Raw genomic sequence first — 18,555 nt, 5'->3', positions numbered from 1 at the left:
TCCTTCGAATCATGTACCCCGCCAAACACTCAGGATGCGCCGCGTACGTGATGCGGCGGGTGCGGGCGGGCACAGGGCGAAAATGGTGCCCGCTTCCAAGCGCAACACCGCCAGTCTCAAGAAGAAACGGGTGCGGGGCGCCTGCGGGCATAGACACTACCATTCTACCGTGTTCGCGCAGGAGCCACCCCGAGTACAGGGATAGGCACCAGTTAGGAGAAAGTGAAGGCGAAAAACTGAGGCGAGGAAGCACCATCGCTCCCCCGCCCGAATTATTGAGAAGCAGCGAGTTAGAGCCAGCCGTTCTCCGTGGCGATACGCACCGCATCCTGACGAGTCGACGCACCCGTCTTCGCCATCGCCGCCGACAAATAATTACGCACCGTACCCGCCGACAAAAACAACGCCGACGCAATCTGCTGAGCCGTACCACCCGACGCCGCCTCACACAGCACCTGCGCCTCACGCTCCGTCAACGGAGAAGCACCCGTCACCAAAGAATCCGCCGCCAACGACGGATCCACCACACGCAACCCCGCATGCACACGACGAATCGCCTCCGCCAACTGGCGAGCACCCGTATCCTTCACCACAAAACCACTCGCACCAGCCTCCAACGCACGGCGCACATAGCCCGGGCGGCCAAACGTCGTCACAATCAGCGTACGCACCGGCTCACCCGACTCACTCAACGCACCCGCATCACGCAACGCCGCAGCCGCTTCAATACCATCAGCCAGCAAAGTACCGGGCATCTGCACATCCAACAGCACCACGTCCGGCTTCAACAGGGCGACAGCACCCAGCACCTCATCACCACTACCGACCTGACCCACAATCTGCAGGTCAACCTCCAGGCCCAACAGCGCGGCAAGAGCCTCACGGATAAGCTGCTGATCATCAGCGAGCAGAACACGAATCATAGGAGCCTCCCAAGGGGCGAAGACGGGGTGATAACGGCGGGCGGAACAACCGCGTGGGGTTGTCTACCACCACCATACAGGGGCGGGTAGCTCCCCCGTCCAGGGCGCGGCGCCAAGTTCCACAATCTACAGCAACTATTTACAGCAGTGAGGTGTCGCCGTCCATGCTCACACGGATGCGCGTACCCACCCCACCGCCAGGGTTCTCAGCCAGCCACTGCCCGGGTGCCTCCTCAATCACCACGCTACCGCCGGACGCCGCCACACGCTGAGCCATACCCGTCAGACCGTTACCGCGCGCATCGCCCACGCCCACGCCGTTATCGAGGATGTCCAGACCGGTTGCGCTCAGACGCACCCGCGCCGCGTTCGCACCCGAGTGGCGCACCATGTTCGTGGCCGCCTCACGCAGAACCCAGGAGAACAGCTTCGCGTTCACACCGGCAACCGCGAGCGCGTTCTGAGCCTCCGGCAGTTCGGCGCGGATACCGGCGGTCTGCAGGGCACGTCCCGCACCCTCAATCTCACCCGAGAAGTCGGGCACACGTAGGCGCGTCACGGTTGAGCGGACCTCCGCCAGGGATGCGCGGGACAGCTGCGCGATCGCCTCCATTTCGGCGCCGGCGCGGGCGGGGTCAATCTCCAGCAGGCGCTGCGCCAGCTCCGCTTTGAGGGTGATGACGGTCAGGGAGTGGCCCAGCACATCGTGCACGTCGCGGGCGATTTCCTCGCGTTCCTCAGAGAGCGCCAGGGAGGCACGCGCTACGTCCGCACGTTCGCCGAGCTCAATCAGGTAGGAGAAGCCCAGCATGCCCACCATCGGCGCACCGATAAAGAGGGCAATTCCGCCGTGCGCGGTGACGTCAAAACCGATGCCCGCCATAAAGATTAGCCAGCAGACCAGGGCAATCGTCGCCGCTACACCGAAGCGCAGGGGGTACGGGGCGATTGTGCCAAAAATCCAGAACGCCACAAAGTACATGCTGAACGACAAGAACACCACATACGCAGATTCCAGCTGCAGCGCCGTCAGGCCAGCCACAGGCAGTGCCATCAGCACCGTCCAGATGACGCTTCGACGCACCGTGGAGGCGACCGGCACCAGCCACGGCACCGCGTACGCCGAGCAGTTCACCACCGCGAACAGTACCACCAGCGCCACACCGGTCCAGCGCACCGGCGCCAGCTCCGGGGTGGTGAGGAAGCTGTCCAGCGGCATGAGCAGAAACACCAGCCACGGGGCGCTAAAGCCCAGCGCCAGCCAGTTCACGTTGCCACTGCGTTCCCGGTGGAGGAAGCGGAAGCGGTGCTTACCCAGGGTGCGCTTCGCGGCGGAGGGTGCCGCCTCGTTCTCTGCGTGAGTCTGTTCAGTCACGGCGCGGGCCTGGTCAGTGTTGTGCGGGTGCGTGTGGGTTTCGGTCATGGTTCTAGCCTAACGTGCGGGTGTTGCGGGTGCAGGTGCCAGGGGTGCAGATACCACCGGCGCGGCAGTGTTAGCAGATGGGGTGTGAGTGGGTACGGCTTCCGCCGCAGCCTTAGGGTTCAAGGCTGCGGCGGGAAGAAGCGTTTAGCGGCGGGTTGCGCGGCGCATTAGCAGGGCAGAAACACCCAGGAAGATCGCCGCCCACACGGCCAGGCTCACCACGGCGTACCAGAGCGGCTCGGTGACGAACCAGTCCTCACCACCGCCCAGAATAATGGTCTGACCTGCGGCGAAGGGGTAGCGGGCAATCTCAGCGGCACCGTACAGCGGGGTGAAGCGGGCGTACTTCAGCAGGTCGGTGCTCAGCGGGGAGAACACGGTACCGAAGAAGCTCATAATCACCAGCAGACCGTTCGCAATGGACACGGCGTTCTCGTTACGAATCAGCAGACCCATCATGATGCCGTAGAAGGCGAACACCAGACCGCACAGCACCGTCAGCACGCCGGCGGCAAGCTGCTGGTTCACAGGGATCTCAACACCGGTAAACATGCCCACAATGTTCACCGCAATCACCGGCAGCGCAGAAATCACCAGGGCGGTCAGTGCCTTCGCGCCCAGGTACTTGCCGGTGGTCAGCGGGGTCAGCGCCAGCTGGCGGTTCCAGCCGCTCGACAGTTCGGTGACGGTGCTGCCGCTAATCGCCACGGTGTTCTGCACGGCACCGTACAGCGCCATGCCAATCATGACGTACGCTGCTACGTTGCCGTCGCCCATCGGCTGGGAGGAGTAGTCCTGCATCGCGCCAAAGAGCAGGAAGAATACAATCGGCAGTGCCACGCCGAAGAAGAAACGGTCGGTCGAGAGGATAGAAGCGCGGATGTCGTAGAGTGCGTAGCGGAGCATGATGTTTTCCTTGAGGTGTGTAGCGGCAGTGTGCGGTGTTGAGGCTGCGTGGTGTTTAGGCAGTCTGATGTTTAGGCGTCGGATGCCTTGGAGGCGGCGGCCTGCTCGGTCAGCAGGGTGAAGGACTCGTCCAGGGAGGGCTTGGTGACCTCCAGGTCGGTGATGCTGTAGTTGTTCAGCAGAGTGCGCAGTACCTGCTCAATCTCCAGCACGGAGATGCGGTGGCGGTACCCGCCGGACTCTTCGGTCACCTCGACCGGCACATCCAGGTCGGTGATGGGTGCGGGTGCGAGGAAGGAAAGGTGGCGGTGGCCGGTCAGGGCGCGAATCTCGTCGGAGGAGCCGTCAGCGATGATAGAGCCGGATTCCATGAGCACGATACGCTGGGCGAAGTTCTGTGCTTCTTCCAGGTAGTGCGTCGCAAAAAGAATGGTCGTTCCACGCTCGGCTATGGCTTCCATGCGCTCCCAGAAGGTGCGGCGCGCATTCACGTCCATGCCGGCGGTCGGCTCGTCCAGGATCAGCAGTTCCGGCGAGTGCATGGTCGCCAGGGCGTAACGCAGACGCTGCTGCTGACCGCCCGAGCACTTGCCGACCTTACGCTTAGCAATCTCGGTCAGGTCGGCGCCGGCGAGTACCTCATCCACGTCAATAGGCTTGGGGTACAGGGCGGCAATCATCTCGACCGTGGCGCGGATCGTCAGGTCCTTGAGCAGGCCACCGGTCTGCTGAACCGCACCGAGTAGACCGGCGCGTGCCGCTTCGGAGGCGTTGCGACCGAAGACGCTCAACTCGCCTCCGCTGGGCTGGGTCAGACCAAGAATCATGTCGATGAGGGTGGTCTTGCCCGCGCCGTTGGGGCCGAGCAGTGCAATGATTTCGCCGCGCTTGACGGTCAGGTCAATCGAGTCGACGGCGACCACGGTACCTGCCGCACGGGTGGTGAAAACCTGGCGGAGGGAGCGGGCGGAAATAACGGTTTCTGCGGTGTTGTGCTTGCTGTTCTGAAGTGCTGCGGTGTTCATGGTTCTATTACACCGCCGGTTTTCGCACCGCTGCGGTACAGAGTGTCATGACCTGCCCATGACAAATGTCATGAGTTGAGGATATGCGAGCGTCGCGGCCCGTTACGCGAAGCGGGGGCTCCGTCCTCAAGGCGCCTGTGCCAATCGTTGTTGGGGCGCCGCAGAGGGGGCACTCCCCCGCGTAGCGTGAACGCGAAGCTGCGCAAGCGTCCCTGCCCGCGCATCCCGCACATCAGATACAAAAACCCCGTGTCTTCTCCCCACACGGGGAACCCGTATCCTTCACCACGAACCCACTCGCACCAGTTTCCAGGACGCGGCGCGGCAGTGTTAGCAGATGCGGTGTGAGCGGGTACGGCTTCCGCCGCAGCCTCGGGAGCCCCTGATACTACGGAACTCTTGAGACTGCGGCGGGAAGAAGCATTTAGCGGCGGGTTGCGCGGCGCATCAGCAGGAGATTAGATATGTCTGGAAAGGAAGTTGATAAACAAATGATGGACAAATTTAGTTTATAAAAACAAAAAAGCCTTGGAAGCCAAGGCTTTTTTGTTTTTATAAATTAATTAAAAGAACCCCCAGTTAGATTTGGAATATTTTTTATTCTGTGTCACATAAAAATAAATAAAATGAATGGCTATAGCTAGAGCGAAGATGGTTGCAATACTCAGCACTATTGTAGGATTCGAAGCGAAAACCAAAGAGAGAATCAAGGCAGCCAGATAGAGTGTCGCTTGGACACAGTAGTAACTTCTCGGATAGCGAAGATAGTTTTTGTTATAGGGCCCATTTGCTAGGACAGCAGCTTGGAAGAGGCCAATTCCGATATAAAAGAGGCTGATTGCAACGAGAAGATTAGCCTCGGGATTCAGGAGATAACCCATCGAAACTGTCATCAACATAAGCCCAATGAAAATAGGATAGTGACTATAAATTATAAATATTCCCTTTTGATTGGATCCTTCGTCAATAGCATGGTCAAATTCACCAAAATAAAACAAGAACAGAGAAAGCATGATAACGAAATTAAGAACCGAATATATAGAGAAATTCTCAACTGTAAAGAAGTTAGCTAGCCCAATAACCATCTCTCCAAACGTAATGATGACAAGAAGGGAGACGCGCTCGATTAAATGGGGAAGATTTACCTGGAAATGCTCATCTTTAGTCATCAAGAAAATTGGCACAATAAATATTAGCAGAATACTAGCAATAAAGATATAGACTCCAACGTAAATAGGGAAAAGAGCTGCCAGATAGACCCCTAAACTTTGTAGACCTGTTAACCATAGAAAACCTTTGATGCTTTCCCGATCAGTATTATCGGTTGATTCTCTAAAAAACTCAACCAAATATTGAAAAAATAAGGTAAGGGTTAATGTACCAACAGCCCAACAGGTATAATAGAACCATTGTTGCCAATTGTATCCAATCATATTGGATATAAAGAGCATAAGTCCCATGTTGGTAAACATGATTACCATGTTAAATAACGAGTTTGTTCCATAGCGATTGGTATAAATGGTTTGAATCATCCAGGCATTGAAAGAGACGGAGATTCTTAAATAACTTCATGTGGCGCGAATCGTCAGGTCCTTAAGCAGGCCACCGGTCTGCTGCACCGCACCAAGTAGACCGGCGCGTACCGCCGTCCCAAACAGTGCTTCCCCACATATCAGATACAAAGACCCCGTGTCTTCTCCCCACACGGGGGAAGAGGACACGGGGTCATAAGCTAAAAAGTATTAGCGAGTGGGCTTAGCGCCGCGGCCACCGAGCTGGCGGCCCACGTTCTCATCGTTCTTCAGGGCGGAACGCAGTTCCTTCGGCAGGGAGAAGAGAATGTCTTCCTTCGCGGTCTCCACCTCTTCGATGGTGTTGTAGCCGTACTCGGCGAGCAGGGCCAGTACCTCCTGAACCAGAACCTCGGGCACGGACGCGCCGGAGGTCAGGCCCACGGTTGCCACGCCCTCAAACCAGGACTCGTCCACCTGGTGTGCGAAGTCCACACGCTCGGCACGCTTAGCGCCGTATTCGAGTGCCACTTCCTTCAGGCGCACGGAGTTCGAGGAGTTTGCCGAACCAACCACGATGACCAGGTCAGCGCGCGGAGCAATCTCCTTGATGGCGCCCTGGCGGTTGGAGGTTGCGTAGCAGATGTCGTCCGAGGGCGGATCCTGCAGGGAGGGGAAACGCTCACGCAGACGCGCCACGGTTTCCAGGGTTTCGTCCACGGACAGGGTGGTCTGAGAAATCCAGACGACCTTCTCCGGGTTGCGGACGGTCACCTGATCCACCTCGTCGGGCGAGTTCACGATCTGGATGTGCTCGGGCGCCTCACCTGCGGTACCCTCGACCTCTTCGTGGCCGGTGTGACCGATGAGCAGGATGTCATAGTCCTGCTTGGCGAAGCGCACAGCCTCGCGGTGTACCTTGTTCACCAGCGGGCAGGTCGCATCAATGGTGTTCAGGGAGCGATCGCCAGCTGCGGAAACCACTGCCGGGGACACGCCGTGCGCCGAGAACACGGTCACGGAGCCTTCGGGTACTTCGTCCACTTCATCAACGAAGATAGCGCCCTGCTTCTCCAGGGTCTCCACCACGTGGCGGTTGTGAACAATCTGCTTACGCACGTAGACGGGCGCGCCGTAGTGCTCCAGCGCCTTCTCAACAGCGATCACGGCACGGTCAACGCCTGCGCAGTAACCGCGCGGGGTGGCGAGCAGGACTTTCTTCTCACCGGTGACGGGTGCGGCGGCTTCAACCTCGGCACGGCTGCGGCGCTCGCGGGGTACGGGCGGCAGGCCCAGGGCAATAGTTTCAGTGGACATGGTTACTATCCTACGTTGTTCGGACTTTTAGTGTGTGATGACTGTGGCACCGCTCGCAGGGCTACGGCCCAGGGCGGTGAGGCGAATCAGGATACCGAGCAGCAGGGCGAGAATTGCCAGGACCAGCCCGTAGCTTGCCGCCGCTTCCAGATGCCCGGTCAGTGACGGTGCGAGCTGGTTCCATATCCCGGTAATCAGCGCCGTTCCGGCGGTGCTGTGGCTGGTAATTCCTAGGGATTCGGGGCTCTGGCCGCCTAACCAGGCTGCGGCGCCCCATCCCAGCAGGGCGTAGAGCAGAGCCGTAACCACGGGCACCAGGATGCGGTGCCTGGGTGCCAGCAGCGTAGCCAGCAGCAGGCTCAGCACCGAGATGATGGTCAGCGGCACGGTGGACTTGCCCAGCGCGGCGGCACGGTTAATGCCGGCGTGCAGGTACCATTCCTGCTGGTCCTGCGGGTTGTTGCCGTCCTTCACCCGGTCAATGTTGAGGGTTTCAGGGCCGAGCTTCGTCAGGTCCGGGTCGAAGGAGCCGATAGAGCCGACCTTCGCATCCAGCGCACGGTAGAAGGGGGTGAGCACAATGACGGCGGGGCCGTCCTGGTGTTCAAGGTTGTAGCGGCGAGTTTCCTCGGCGACTTCCTTCCAGAGGCTTCGATATTCTTCAGTTTTTGACAGCTCAGCCGCGGAACGGTTGAGCATAGAACGTATGCCGTCCTGCGTCGGCTTTACAAGAATGGAGTATAAGCCGCTTGCTTTGGTGCCGTCGAGGAAGGTTGTCATAGCCTCGGAGTTCATGAGGTCTTCCACCGCGCCGTCCGCAATGCGCGAGGCAAGCTGCGAGTCCTCCGCCAGGTTGGAGGAAATCTGCGAGAAACCACGCTCTGACATGAGCTTAGAGTTCACCCAGGCACCCGCGGTTGCGCCCAGACCGGTCACCAGGGCCAGGGCGCACAGCACAACGGTCAGGAACCTGCGCAAACCTGCCGCGAAGGGAGGCTCCGGGGCAGCCTGCAATTCAGCTTTGGTGGGGGCTGTCCCGTGGCCGAGCGTGCGGGTGGGCTGCAGCAGGGTGGTGTCTTCATCCGCCGTGTAGTGGCCGTCCGTGTAGTAGCCATCCGTGCGGGTGATCCGGGTGCCGACGACTCGGGTCGCATCCGCCGGGTAGTTTTGCGCGCCCGTACCCGCCGCAGACGAAGCCGCGGCGGCGTTGAGGGCATTGTTCTGATGTGCTGGCTGATCGGGTGAGCGCATGAGCCTAGGGTACCCGCTCACGGTGTTCAAAGCCGATTCGGACCCGCAGAATGCGCCAGAAGCTAAGTTCTGTCTGCACTCCGTGCAAGCTACCCGAGTCGCCAGGCTGACCTGTGCGCAGGCGCATAACCGACCAATCAGGGACAATAGAGAGTATGAACTTCTACAACCCCTCCGCAGCGCAGCCGGCACCCGCATTGGTGGTGCCACCCGCGCACGAGCGGCAGCTTCCCGGGAAGTCTCAGGAAACCACCGCCACCAACCCCTGGCCCCTCGCCCTGCTCGCGCAGAACCTCAAAAACTACGTAGACAAGGTTCCCGAGCTCTGGGTGGAGGCGCAGGTAGCCTCCCTCAACGGCCGCGGCGGCAACGTCTTCATGGAACTCAAAGACCTCAACGAAGATTTCTCCTTCACCCTCGCGCTCTTCGGGCGTGCCGGTAGCGGCCTGGCGGCTGATGTGACCGTAGGCGCTCGCATCGTCACCCGCGCCAAGCCGAGCCTGTGGAAGAACGGCAAGCTCTCCCTCATCGGCAAGGAAGTGTACGCGGTCGGCACCGGTAACCTGCACGAGCAACTGCAGCGTCTGCGTGAAGCTCTCGCCGCTGAGGGGCTGTTCTCTGACGCGCGTAAGAAGCCGCTGCCCATGCTGCCGAATCGCGTGGGTCTGATTACCGGTCGCGATTCTGACGCGGAGAAGGACGTTATCCGCAACGCCTCCCTGCGCTGGCCCGGCGTGGTCTTCGAGGTGCGCAATACCCGCGTTCAGGGTGAGGGTGCGGCGGCTGAGGTCATTGCGGCTCTCGCCGAGCTGGATGCCCACCCGGAGGTGGACGTCATCGTCATCGCCCGAGGCGGCGGCTCCTTCGAGGACCTGTTGCCTTTCTCCGAGGAGGCGCTCATCCGCGCCGTCGCGGCGGCCACCACCCCGGTGGTCTCGGCAATCGGTCACGAGGCGGACTCCCCCATCCTCGATGCGGTCGCCGACCTGCGCGCATCCACCCCCACCGATGCGGGTAAGCGCATTGTGCCCGATATTTCGGAGGAAACCGCCCGCATCACCGAGACTCGCGCCCGCCTGGACCGTGCGGTGCTCGGCTACGTGGGCATGCAGATGAACTACATTGCGCAGTTGCGTAGCCGCCCGGTGCTCACCCACCCGGAGTCCTCCCTGCTCATGCGTGTGGAGGAGCTGAGCCAGTTGCGCGAGCGCGCTCACCGTTCGGTGCAGCACCGTCTGGAGCGTGAATCGGCGACTCTGTCGCATACGTTGGCGCGGGTGCGTTCGCTCTCGCCTGCGCAGACGCTCAACCGCGGCTACTCCATCGTTCAGGATGCCGCGGGCGCTATTGTGCGTGACGCTTCGGCGCTGAGTGAGGGCGAGCAGATTACGGTGCGCGCGGCGACCGGTTCGGCGCAGGCGACCGTGACTTCTACGGATCCCTCAAATATCTCCTAAACATCGATACCCCTACGTTTTACCCCTGGTTTTTACCCCTGAAAGGTTCCTCAATGAGCGAGAACATTAGCTTCAACAGCGCCGAGCTGGGCGCACCCGTCGAAACCCTCGGCTACGAGCAGGCGCGCGCCGAGCTGGAGCAGGTCGTGCGCCAGCTGGAGTCCGGCGCCAGCGACCTGGAGACCTCTATCGCTCTGTGGGAGCGTGGCGAGGCGCTTGCCGCCCGTTGCGAGGCGTGGCTGCAGGGCGCGCAGGAGCGCCTGAACGCGGCACGCGGCACGCAGGCAGGCGCACAGGCAGGTCAGGAGCCTGCGGCGAACTAGCACGCCTCTCTCTCTCCCCCCCCCCCCCGGGGGGGGGGGGGGGGGCGGGGGGCGGGGGGGGGGGGGGGGGGCGGGCGGAAAAAAAGAGCCCGCCCGGCGCGGGGCCCGGGGGGGGGGCCGGGGCCGCGGTGCGCCGGAAACGGGGCCCCGGGCCCCCCGGCCGGGCCAACGGCCGGCCGGGGCCCGGGGGGCAAAACCCCCCCCCCCCCCCCCCCCCCCCCCCCCCGGCGCGTTGCTCCGCCCTCTGGCGCAGCGCGCATCCGCGAAGCCGCTAAAAATAGCCTGCCCCGCAGCTCATCAGAACTGCGGGGCAGGCTATTTTCCGTCTATACGTAGCAGAGAGAGCAGGGCTAGTGCTTCTGCTTGTAGTCAGCCATGAAGTTACCCAGGCGCTCCAGGGCGCTGGTGAGGGTCTGCGTATCGGGCAGGAACACCAGGCGGAAGTGGTCCGGGTCCTTCCAGTTGAACGCGCGGCCGTGGCTGAAGAGGATCTTCTGGCTCTTGAGCAGGTCCAGGGCGAACTGCTCATCGTCGGTAATGTCGAAGCGCTCAATGTCGATCTTCGGGAACAGGTAGAGCGCGCCTTCCGCGTTGGTGCAGCTGATGCCGTCAATCTCGTTGAGCATCTTGTGCGCCAGGGTGCGCTGCTCGTACAGGCGACCGCCGGGAACAATCAGCTCGTTAATGGACTGGTAGCCGCCGAGCGCGGTCTGGATTGCGTGCTGTGCCGGGACGTTGGAGCACAGGCGCATGGAGGCGAGCAGGTGAATACCCTCAAGGTAGCTTGCGGCATCCTTCTTGGGGCCGGTGATAGCGACCCAGCCTGCACGGTAACCGCAGACGCGGTACGCCTTGGACAGACCAGAGAAGGTCAGGCAGAGCACGTCGTCGCCGGTGAGGGTTGCCATGTTGATGGCTTCAGCGCCGTCGTAGGTGATCTTTTCGTAGATTTCGTCAGAGAAGACCACCAGGCCGTGCTCGCGTGCCACATCGACAATCTGCTTGAGCACGGAGCGCGGGTACACGGCGCCGGTGGGGTTGTTCGGGTTGATAACCACGATGCCCTTGGTGCGCTCGGTAATCTTCGACTTAATGTCTTCAATATCCGGGTACCAGTTGTTTTCCTCATCGCAAAGGTAGTGCACGGGCTTACCGCCCACCAGCGCGGTGGATGCGGTCCACAGCGGGTAGTCGGGCATAGGCACCAGGATTTCGTCGCCGGTCTCGCACAGTGCCTGCAGGGTCATCGGGATCAGCTCGGACACGCCGTTGCCCAGGTAGACGGCGTCGGTGTCGAGGTTCATGATGCCGCGGTTCTGGTAGTGCTGCACAATAGCGGTACGTGCCGAGTAGAGACCGCGAGAGTCAGAGTAGCCCTGGGTTTCGGGCAGGTGACGAATGATGTCCATCATGATGGCATCCGGCGCCTCAAAGCCGAAGGGTGCGGGGTTACCAATGTTCAGTTTGAGGATGCGGTGACCCATCGCTTCCATGCGATTGGCCTCATCCAGAATGGGGCCGCGGATGTCGTACAGGACGTTGCTCAACTTTGAGGACTGACGGTACTTCGTCATGATGATTTACTTTCTAGGGTGATCCAAAATGAATTGTGCTGCGTCGTCATCTGCGATGGGGTTGGATCCGCTGGTCAGACGCAACAGGAACGAGAGGTTACCCGTGTCTAATGTAGATGATACGCGGTTAATTGCCGTACGGGCGCTATCTGGCAGGGTACGACGAATAATGGGCACCAGCTGCTGCTGCAGAAGCGCCGTTGACGGGTCTTCCAGGGTGACTAGGCGATTCTCTTCAATCGCGGAGTCGCAGCTGTGCAGCAGGGTCACCTGCACGGTGTCTGCGGTGAGGGCTTTAACGCGCTCGGCGGGGTTGTCCTGAATCTTCGGGTCGTGCACACGGTAGCGGTAGAGGCTCCGCAAAGAATCCACGCCGTAAGTACCGCTGGAGTACCCGGTCGGGATGGAGAACACCAGACTCGACTGCACATCGCGCAGGTTCGCGAGGGAGCTGAACTTGTAGCGGGCGCTCACGGCGCGGGTAGTGACCAGCACATCCTTGTTGGTGGCGCTAGCACCGTTGAGAAGCATGAGCTCTTCGGGCAGGATGCGCGAGATGGCGTTGGTCATGTCGGTGGTGCTCATGGCGCGCAGGTTGATGGGGTCTGCGGAGCGGGTGGAGCTTGCGGTGGGGCTCGCGGTTGCGTCCGTAGCATGCGCGGAGGCGGTGCTCTCCTCCGCGGTGGGGGTAGCTGCCGGGGGCAGGGTCACGCCGGCTGCCTGAGCGGAGGCGCTCACGGAGGCTGCGATGCGTTCGTTCTGCGCGGCGGCGGGACTGATTTTGCCGTCGTCGGTCAGGTAGAGCAGCAGGTCGCCGCTGTAGTCGATAACCAGGTCTAACGCCTCGACGGCGGTGGCGCTACTTTCCTCATCGTCGGGCAGAGTTGCGGTGGGGGTGGCGGAGTTCGCCGAAGGAACCATGAGCCCGCGCAGGGCGGTAGCGCGGCTGTTGTCGGTGTCAACAAGTTCAACGGAGTAGCCGACCTGTCGCAGGGCGCGCGCGTACACGTGCGCTACGGCGCGCATCTCACGTAGGGCACCGTAGCCGATGCGCAGAGTACCGTAGCTGGACGCGGAGGGATCCACGTGCGGAGTCGTGTCGTTGCTACCGCAGGCGGCGAGCAGCGGCATGAGCGCCAGGGAGGTGAGCGCCGCACGGCGGGTGAGGATTAGTCGGTTCATTAGGGAAGCTTCCGTGCGTTTTCGTCGGCAAGAAATTCGCGGTATTCGCGTGCCCAGCTGGCGGCGTTGGAATAGCCCATCATGGAGGCGACCTCGTCGATGAGGGTGCCGTAGCGGATGGTGTCCAGCTCAGCGATGGGTACCCAGCGTGCGGTGTCGGAAGAACCGTTGATTTCGTGGCGCAGTTCGCCGGTGACAATGTGGGCACGGAAAACCACCCGCAGGGCGCAGAAGGGCAGCGCCTGCGGGTCTTTCTGGGTGGAGCGCACGAGGAAGTGTCCGGCGTGCACGCCCAGAATGTCTTCAATGGCGACGCTGTAGCCGGTCTCTTCGAGGGTTTCCCTCAGCGCGGTCTCGTCCGCCTGTTCGCCGGGTTCCATGCCGCCTCCGGGCAGGGACCAGAGGGGGCTGAGCGCGCGGTCTTCGGGCACCCAACGAGTCATGAGCAGCTTGCCCTGCTCAATGATGACTGCGTAGGCTGCGGGTCGGGTTTCCATTGCTAATGCCATGGTTTGATTTTACCGTCTATCGTTCTTTAGCGTTTCTTGCCGCGGCGTGCGCTGGCGGCTTTGGCGGACTGTCGAGCGTGCTGGCGCGCGTTGCCGTTTTTCTTGGCGTTGGCGCGCTTTTTATCGCGGGCTTCACGGCGGGCGTTGGCTGCTCGTGCCTTCGCTTTTTCCTTTGCTTTTTCGGCGGCGATGCGTTCGGCGCGTGCCTGTCGGGTTTCGCTACCGCGGTCGCTGGTTGCGGTGCGGCCGCGCACAATACCGATGAAGTCCTGCAGGAGCGCTTCGAGCTCTTCACTGCGCGGCTCACCCTTGGGGGCACGCGGCCAGACCAGGTGCACCGGGTAGGTGTCCAGACCCGCGACCGGGCGGTAGGTGAGGTCCTTGCGGTGGTAGAAACGCGCGATGGACATGGGCACAATGTACAGGCCCACACCGGCGGCAACCAGTTCGATGGTTTCCTTATCGGTCAGACCCTCGGGCACGATGCGACCGGCACTCTCACGCCATGCGCGGGAGACTTCCTCATAGGCGGGAATATCGGAGGCGGGCTGCAGCAGGAACTCTTCGGCAAGCTCCTCCACAGGCACCTCATCAAGCACGGTGAGCACATGGTCCACCGGCAGAATAACCACGGGCAGTTCCTCGTAGAGGCGGATGCTGTGGTACTTCTCGCCGTCGGTGCTTGCCGGTTCGCGGTCGGGGCGCACAATGCTCATATGCGCGAAGGGGTTCTCGGGCACATCCTTACGCTCAATGGGGGCGTGCTCGGTAGCCTCAGCGCTAACCTCGGCGGGCACCTCAGAGACGGCGGTTCCCTCTTCTGCGGACCCAGCGGCGGATTCAACGGAGGATCCAGTAGCGGATCCAGCGGCGGGGTTAATGGCGGGGTAAATGGCGGGATCAATCAGCCCCAGATCCTGATGTAGGGAGTCCAGGCCGCGCGCCTCACGCACGGGCACCTCCGCCAGCTGCACGCGGTCACCGAAACGCTCATGCCAGCGGTTGAACCACTTACCGGGCATGATTGCCGGTACGTAGCTAACACGCAGCACGGAGCGCTGCAGCACGGGGACGGGCAGAGCCTCCGGGGTCTGAATCATCGCCAGCTGCTCGGGATGCAGGTACACGCGGATGGGGGCCTCGACGAGCGCTTCGGTTTCTACCTGGTCGGTAGCGTTTTCGGGCGCGCTCTGCTCGAGGTCGATTGCGGTGAGGGCAAGGTCGTTGACGGGCTGCTCTTCGGGGATGCCTGCGGTGGAGGATGCGGATGAACTCATCCCTCCACGCTAGCACATCTTGGGCGGGGGCATTGGGGTCAGGCGAGCGGCCTCAACCCGGCGAGATAGTGCGCCCACCCCCCCCTGAAGGTAGGACTAGCTCTCGGCGATGTTATCGGCAGTGTTCTCAGCAGTTTCGCGATTAATGCGGCGTTCGCGCAGCTGAGTCACAATGACCAGCACCGTAATAACGATGGCAAGGGCGAGCGGGAACATCCACGGCTCCAGGCCGAGGGCTGCAAGAATTGCGAAGCCGATGGTGGTGTAAATGCACGCCCACATAAAGGTTCCAACCAGCATCGCGGGAACCCAGCGGCGCAGAGGCATTTTCGTGAAGCCGGTCGTGATGATGACCGCGGTTTGCAGACCCACGGTGAGATAGCAGAGGGGCACAGCAATAACGCCCCACCGGTTAATCAAGCAGCGCGCTTTACGGTAGAGCGGGCTGTCCATTGCTTTGCGGATGCGGTCGAGGCGGGCACCACCTTCAGCAGCGAGCACGCCAAGAGCGTACACGATGCTGGTGCGGACGATACCGACCACCCACATGAAAGCTAGGGCAACCTCAATCGGGAGTGTGTCAAACCATTCTTTCACCCGGCTATTCTCTCATGAGTGGGCGATATTGACCTGATTGAAGGTTTTTTGAGGCTTCTTATTCGACTTTTTGAGGGGGCAGAAAATTTTTTTAAACTTTTTTCAGTCGGGGGTTATTGCCCCTTGTTGCCTGCAATGGCGGGGATTTTACTTAGGTCAACCTTAGTTTATTGACAGGCTGTCGCTATTTTCAGCTTGTCACCCGCAGGGGAATTAGGATATATTTTTATTACCGAATAGGGCAGGCCTTGTGGGAAGGCCTTCCTAATCGGTCTAGAAGACTTTCTTCCTGTGTGTGATGCTAGAAAAGGAACCCCATGGATGGGGTTCCTTTTCTTTTTAACCACCCCAGCACCCCCAGACCACCCCAGCCCCCAGGGAAAGCAAAACCCCCGACAGCGTAAACTGTCGGGGTTTTGCACATAGTAAAAGCTAAAACTTACTTCTTATCCTGACGGCGCAGAGCACTCAGCGGTTTGGGCAGCTGAACCGGGTTCCAGGTGTTGCTCACCGCCTCAAAGGAGGAGCCGGCACCGGGGTGACGGTTCGTCGAACGAACACCACCGGTCGCAGTAGCACCGGTCGAGAGAGCCGAATCGTTCAGCGAGGCGATATCCAGCGCATCGAACTCGGAATCGTCCAGGACATCCGGCAGAGGAATCTCTTCGGGAACCGACTGAGCGGGAGCCTGAGCAGCAGGTGCCTGACGGACGGGCGAACCGTCACGCAGAGCCTGGCGGGCCACCGGCTGATCCGGGTGAATTGCGGGCTGCTGTGCGGGAGCTGCTACCGACTGGGCAGCAGGTACCGGCTGAGCGGGAACCGCACGTGCCTGAGCGGGCTCGCTCGGAACTACCGGTGCCTGCGCTACCTGATGCGGGGCCGACTGAGGCTGTGCCGCAGCGCGCGGCGCAGCAGAGGAAGCAGCGGAGCCTCTCTCCTGATCGAAGAGCACGCTACCGCGGCGAATCGGCTGGAAACGGCTCGGGCCCTGCTGATGACGCTCCTGGCGGTGAGCCGCAGGCGGCTCGGTAGAACGAGCGACGGCAGAATGAGCAGGGACAGCACGAGAAGAATGAGCAGGTGCCACAGCAGGTGCGTCCGTGTGAGTAGTTACTTCGGCAGCCTCAGCTGAAGATTCCACCACAATGTGCGAACGACTGACCCCCGCCGTCTCACGGTTCACACCGCCAGCAGATTTGCGGGTAGCGGCCTCACGGGCAGCGGGGCGAGCCTGAGGTTCAGACTTTTCCGCAGCTTCAGCTACAGGAGCTTCAGCTTCCAAATCCTCTACCGGCTCGGAAGCGTCATCGTAAGCCTCTTCATCATCGGACTCTTCATCCTCAGATTCGTCCTCAAATGCATCTTCTGCCTCGGCCTTGGCTCGGCGCTCATCGCGGTTCGCCTTGACCTGGGTGGCATGAGGGTCCAGCAGACCAAAACGGCTCACAGCCCAAGCGCCACCGGCAAGAATCAGGAAGAGAACAGCCCAGCCCCACGCCACGGCATCAAAGAGAGCAAGAACGCCGCTCAGAAGGCCCAAACCAGCCAACGCAACAGCAACCAGCAGGGCAATACCGCTCGGGCTGGAAGTATCAAAGTAGGACAGAGACGAGAGCTTTGCGTCCTCCACAACCGGATTCTCGTCCGTGTACGGGGCAGTCGAGGAAGAATCGCGAATCTGTGAAATAGAAGCCATATCGGGCGCAGGTTGGGCGGATTCCTCCATCGTGTGGGAGGAACGGGAAGAAACCTGCGGAAGAGCGGAAGAGGGCAGGGAGGTACCCAACGGCACCGCATGATCGGAGGACTGGTACGCCTCCGACTCATTCAGCAGCACACCTGCGGAGGCGAGAATGTCCTCAGCGGTACGCTCGGCGCTAATCAGGGGACGCTCAGGTTCCATGGCGGAACCAGCGGGCGCGCGACGCAGACTCCTGGGCACAAACCACAGCAGCAAAATTACGGTCAGAATTACCAACACACCCGAGGTGTTCAACAGCGTCATATCAGGTCGCCCTCTATCGTCCCTTTATCCCTAGACTTTAATCATACCCTTATATTCCCGATGCTTTCCATAAGCGGCAAGAATCGGACTGGATATGTGCATATACCCCGGAAGGAATATGGACGCGAGGATGCCTCGCAGCCTCACTCCAGAAGTACCACTGAGCCCTCACAGTAGTACCCAGCACACGAAATGATATGTGCGAAACGAGGAAGGCGCCTTTCCCCGGGGCTAACGCCCCACCGGAAAGAATGCCTTCCTCAGCGTGGTTGGTATTTATCGGTTGCCCTCATGAGAGGGCGGATGCAGAGTGCTTAGCAGTTCTCTGCGACAAAGTCCTTCAGCCATGCGCGCAGGTCATCACCGAACTCGGGGCGCTCAGCAGCAAGAATAACGTTTGCCTTCAGGTAGGACAGCTTGTCACCGGTGTCGAAACGGCGGCCGGAGAAGACCACGCCGTAGACACCTTCGCCCTCCCGCTGAGCCAGGGTCTGCAGAGCGTCGGTCAGCTGAATCTCGCCGCCACGGCCCGGAGCGGTGTTCTCCAGAACCTCGAAGACCTTCGGGCTCAGAACGTAACGGCCGATCACAGCGTAGTTCGAGGGAGCCTCATCAGCAGCAGGCTTCTCAACCAGACCGGTAATCTTAACGAAACCATCCTCGCCCTCAACAGCCTCAATAGCAGCTGCACCGTAAGCAGAAATAGCCTCGCGGGGAACCTCCATCAGAGCAACGACGGAACCGCCGGTACGCTCCTGGACCTCCACCATGCGAGCGAGCAGGTCTTCCTTCTCATCAATCAGGTCATCGCCGAGCAGAACAGCGAATGCTTCGTCGCCAACGTGGCGCTTTGCGCGCAGAACAGCGTGGCCCAGACCCTTGGGGTCGCCCTGACGCACGTAGTGCAGGTCACCACCCATCTCATTGGTAGCTACCACGGAGGCGAGCAGGGCGTCCTTACCCTGCTCAGCGAGCTGCTGCTCCAGAACGGGAACACGGTCGAAGTGATCCTCGAGAGCGCGCTTGTTACGGCCGGTAATCATCAGAACGTCGTTCAGACCGGCACGAATTGCTTCCTCCACCACGTACTGAATCGCGGGGCGATCGACGACGGGGAGCATTTCCTTGGGGTTTGCCTTCGTTGCGGGCAGGAATCGGGTGCCCAGACCAGCAGCAGGAATAACTGCCTTAGTAACAGACTTAATTTCAGTAGCCATGCCACAAGAATACCCTAAGTTGTAAAGTGCTTAATGCGATTTATCGACACTATGA

The 18,555-nt window shown here is 60.8% G+C and carries 16 protein-coding genes; 2 read left to right on the top strand and 14 right to left on the bottom strand.

What is annotated here, in order from left to right:
- Positions 1 to 290: 290 nt before the first annotated feature.
- From NML54_RS00680 to NML54_RS00650, 7 genes are all read right to left on the bottom strand, one after another.
- Positions 291 to 923 (bottom strand): response regulator transcription factor, encoded by a 633-nt coding sequence (locus NML54_RS00680; protein WP_254755360.1) that lies wholly within the window; start codon positions 921 to 923, stop codon positions 291 to 293.
- A gap of 139 nt (positions 924 to 1,062) precedes the next feature.
- On the bottom strand, positions 1,063 to 2,346 hold the full coding sequence (locus NML54_RS00675; protein WP_254755359.1) for a sensor histidine kinase: 1,284 nt from the start codon (positions 2,344 to 2,346) through the stop codon (positions 1,063 to 1,065).
- A 144-nt stretch (positions 2,347 to 2,490) separates the two neighbouring features.
- The gene (locus tag NML54_RS00670) at positions 2,491 to 3,252 is read right to left on the bottom strand and encodes an ABC transporter permease (RefSeq protein WP_254755358.1); all 762 of its coding nucleotides are present in this window, start codon (positions 3,250 to 3,252) and stop codon (positions 2,491 to 2,493) included.
- A 71-nt stretch (positions 3,253 to 3,323) separates the two neighbouring features.
- Positions 3,324 to 4,277 carry an ABC transporter ATP-binding protein gene (locus NML54_RS00665; RefSeq protein ID WP_254755357.1) on the bottom strand — a complete coding sequence of 318 codons (954 nt, stop codon included), beginning with the start codon at positions 4,275 to 4,277 and terminating at the stop codon, positions 3,324 to 3,326.
- A gap of 563 nt (positions 4,278 to 4,840) precedes the next feature.
- On the bottom strand, positions 4,841 to 5,833 hold the full coding sequence (locus tag NML54_RS00660; protein WP_371925777.1) for a low temperature requirement protein A: 993 nt from the start codon (positions 5,831 to 5,833) through the stop codon (positions 4,841 to 4,843).
- A gap of 186 nt (positions 5,834 to 6,019) precedes the next feature.
- Positions 6,020 to 7,105, bottom strand: coding sequence for a 4-hydroxy-3-methylbut-2-enyl diphosphate reductase (locus NML54_RS00655; RefSeq protein WP_060824470.1), 1,086 nt, complete (start codon positions 7,103 to 7,105; stop codon positions 6,020 to 6,022).
- Between the two features lie 27 nt (positions 7,106 to 7,132).
- The gene (locus tag NML54_RS00650; RefSeq protein ID WP_254755355.1) at positions 7,133 to 8,356 is read right to left on the bottom strand and encodes a dehydrogenase; all 1,224 of its coding nucleotides are present in this window, start codon (positions 8,354 to 8,356) and stop codon (positions 7,133 to 7,135) included.
- 155 nt (positions 8,357 to 8,511) lie between these two features.
- Here NML54_RS00650 and xseA point away from each other — a divergent pair, with 155 nt between their 5' ends.
- Positions 8,512 to 9,813, top strand: coding sequence for an exodeoxyribonuclease VII large subunit (gene xseA, locus NML54_RS00645; protein WP_254755354.1), 1,302 nt, complete (start codon positions 8,512 to 8,514; stop codon positions 9,811 to 9,813).
- A gap of 53 nt (positions 9,814 to 9,866) precedes the next feature.
- Positions 9,867 to 10,136 carry an exodeoxyribonuclease VII small subunit gene (locus NML54_RS00640; protein ID WP_254755353.1) on the top strand — a complete coding sequence of 90 codons (270 nt, stop codon included), beginning with the start codon at positions 9,867 to 9,869 and terminating at the stop codon, positions 10,134 to 10,136.
- A 350-nt stretch (positions 10,137 to 10,486) separates the two neighbouring features.
- Here the strand turns inward: NML54_RS00640 and NML54_RS00635 are convergent, their stop codons facing one another.
- The 7 genes from NML54_RS00635 to galU all read right to left on the bottom strand — a co-directional run bounded on the left by NML54_RS00635 (position 10,487) and on the right by galU (position 18,500).
- Positions 10,487 to 11,710, bottom strand: coding sequence for a pyridoxal phosphate-dependent aminotransferase (locus tag NML54_RS00635; RefSeq protein ID WP_254755352.1), 1,224 nt, complete (start codon positions 11,708 to 11,710; stop codon positions 10,487 to 10,489).
- A 6-nt stretch (positions 11,711 to 11,716) separates the two neighbouring features.
- Positions 11,717 to 12,892, bottom strand: a complete 1,176-nt coding sequence (locus NML54_RS00630; protein ID WP_254755351.1) for a glycine betaine ABC transporter substrate-binding protein — start codon at positions 12,890 to 12,892, stop codon at positions 11,717 to 11,719.
- A complete protein-coding gene (locus NML54_RS00625) occupies positions 12,892 to 13,401 on the bottom strand; it encodes an NUDIX domain-containing protein (protein ID WP_254755350.1) in 510 nt (169 codons plus the stop codon). Before NML54_RS00625 ends, NML54_RS00630 begins: the two co-directional genes overlap by 1 nt.
- A gap of 26 nt (positions 13,402 to 13,427) precedes the next feature.
- On the bottom strand, positions 13,428 to 14,678 hold the full coding sequence (locus tag NML54_RS00620; RefSeq protein ID WP_254755349.1) for a LysR substrate-binding domain-containing protein: 1,251 nt from the start codon (positions 14,676 to 14,678) through the stop codon (positions 13,428 to 13,430).
- A 96-nt stretch (positions 14,679 to 14,774) separates the two neighbouring features.
- Positions 14,775 to 15,275: a DedA family protein gene (locus tag NML54_RS00615; RefSeq protein WP_254755348.1), complete on the bottom strand. Its 501-nt coding sequence runs from the start codon at positions 15,273 to 15,275 to the stop codon at positions 14,775 to 14,777.
- 439 nt (positions 15,276 to 15,714) lie between these two features.
- Positions 15,715 to 17,283, bottom strand: coding sequence for a hypothetical protein (locus NML54_RS00610; protein ID WP_254755347.1), 1,569 nt, complete (start codon positions 17,281 to 17,283; stop codon positions 15,715 to 15,717).
- A gap of 314 nt (positions 17,284 to 17,597) precedes the next feature.
- On the bottom strand, positions 17,598 to 18,500 hold the full coding sequence (galU, locus tag NML54_RS00605; RefSeq protein WP_254755346.1) for a UTP--glucose-1-phosphate uridylyltransferase GalU: 903 nt from the start codon (positions 18,498 to 18,500) through the stop codon (positions 17,598 to 17,600).
- Positions 18,501 to 18,555: the final 55 nt, after the last annotated feature.

Origin of the sequence: Rothia gullae, from assembly GCF_024294905.1 — a bacterium.
In the GTDB taxonomy this organism is placed as follows: Bacteria; Actinomycetota; Actinomycetes; order Actinomycetales; family Micrococcaceae; genus Rothia.
Note: the sequence above shows the minus strand (reverse complement) of the source record. Positions and strands in the feature narration are given on the sequence as shown.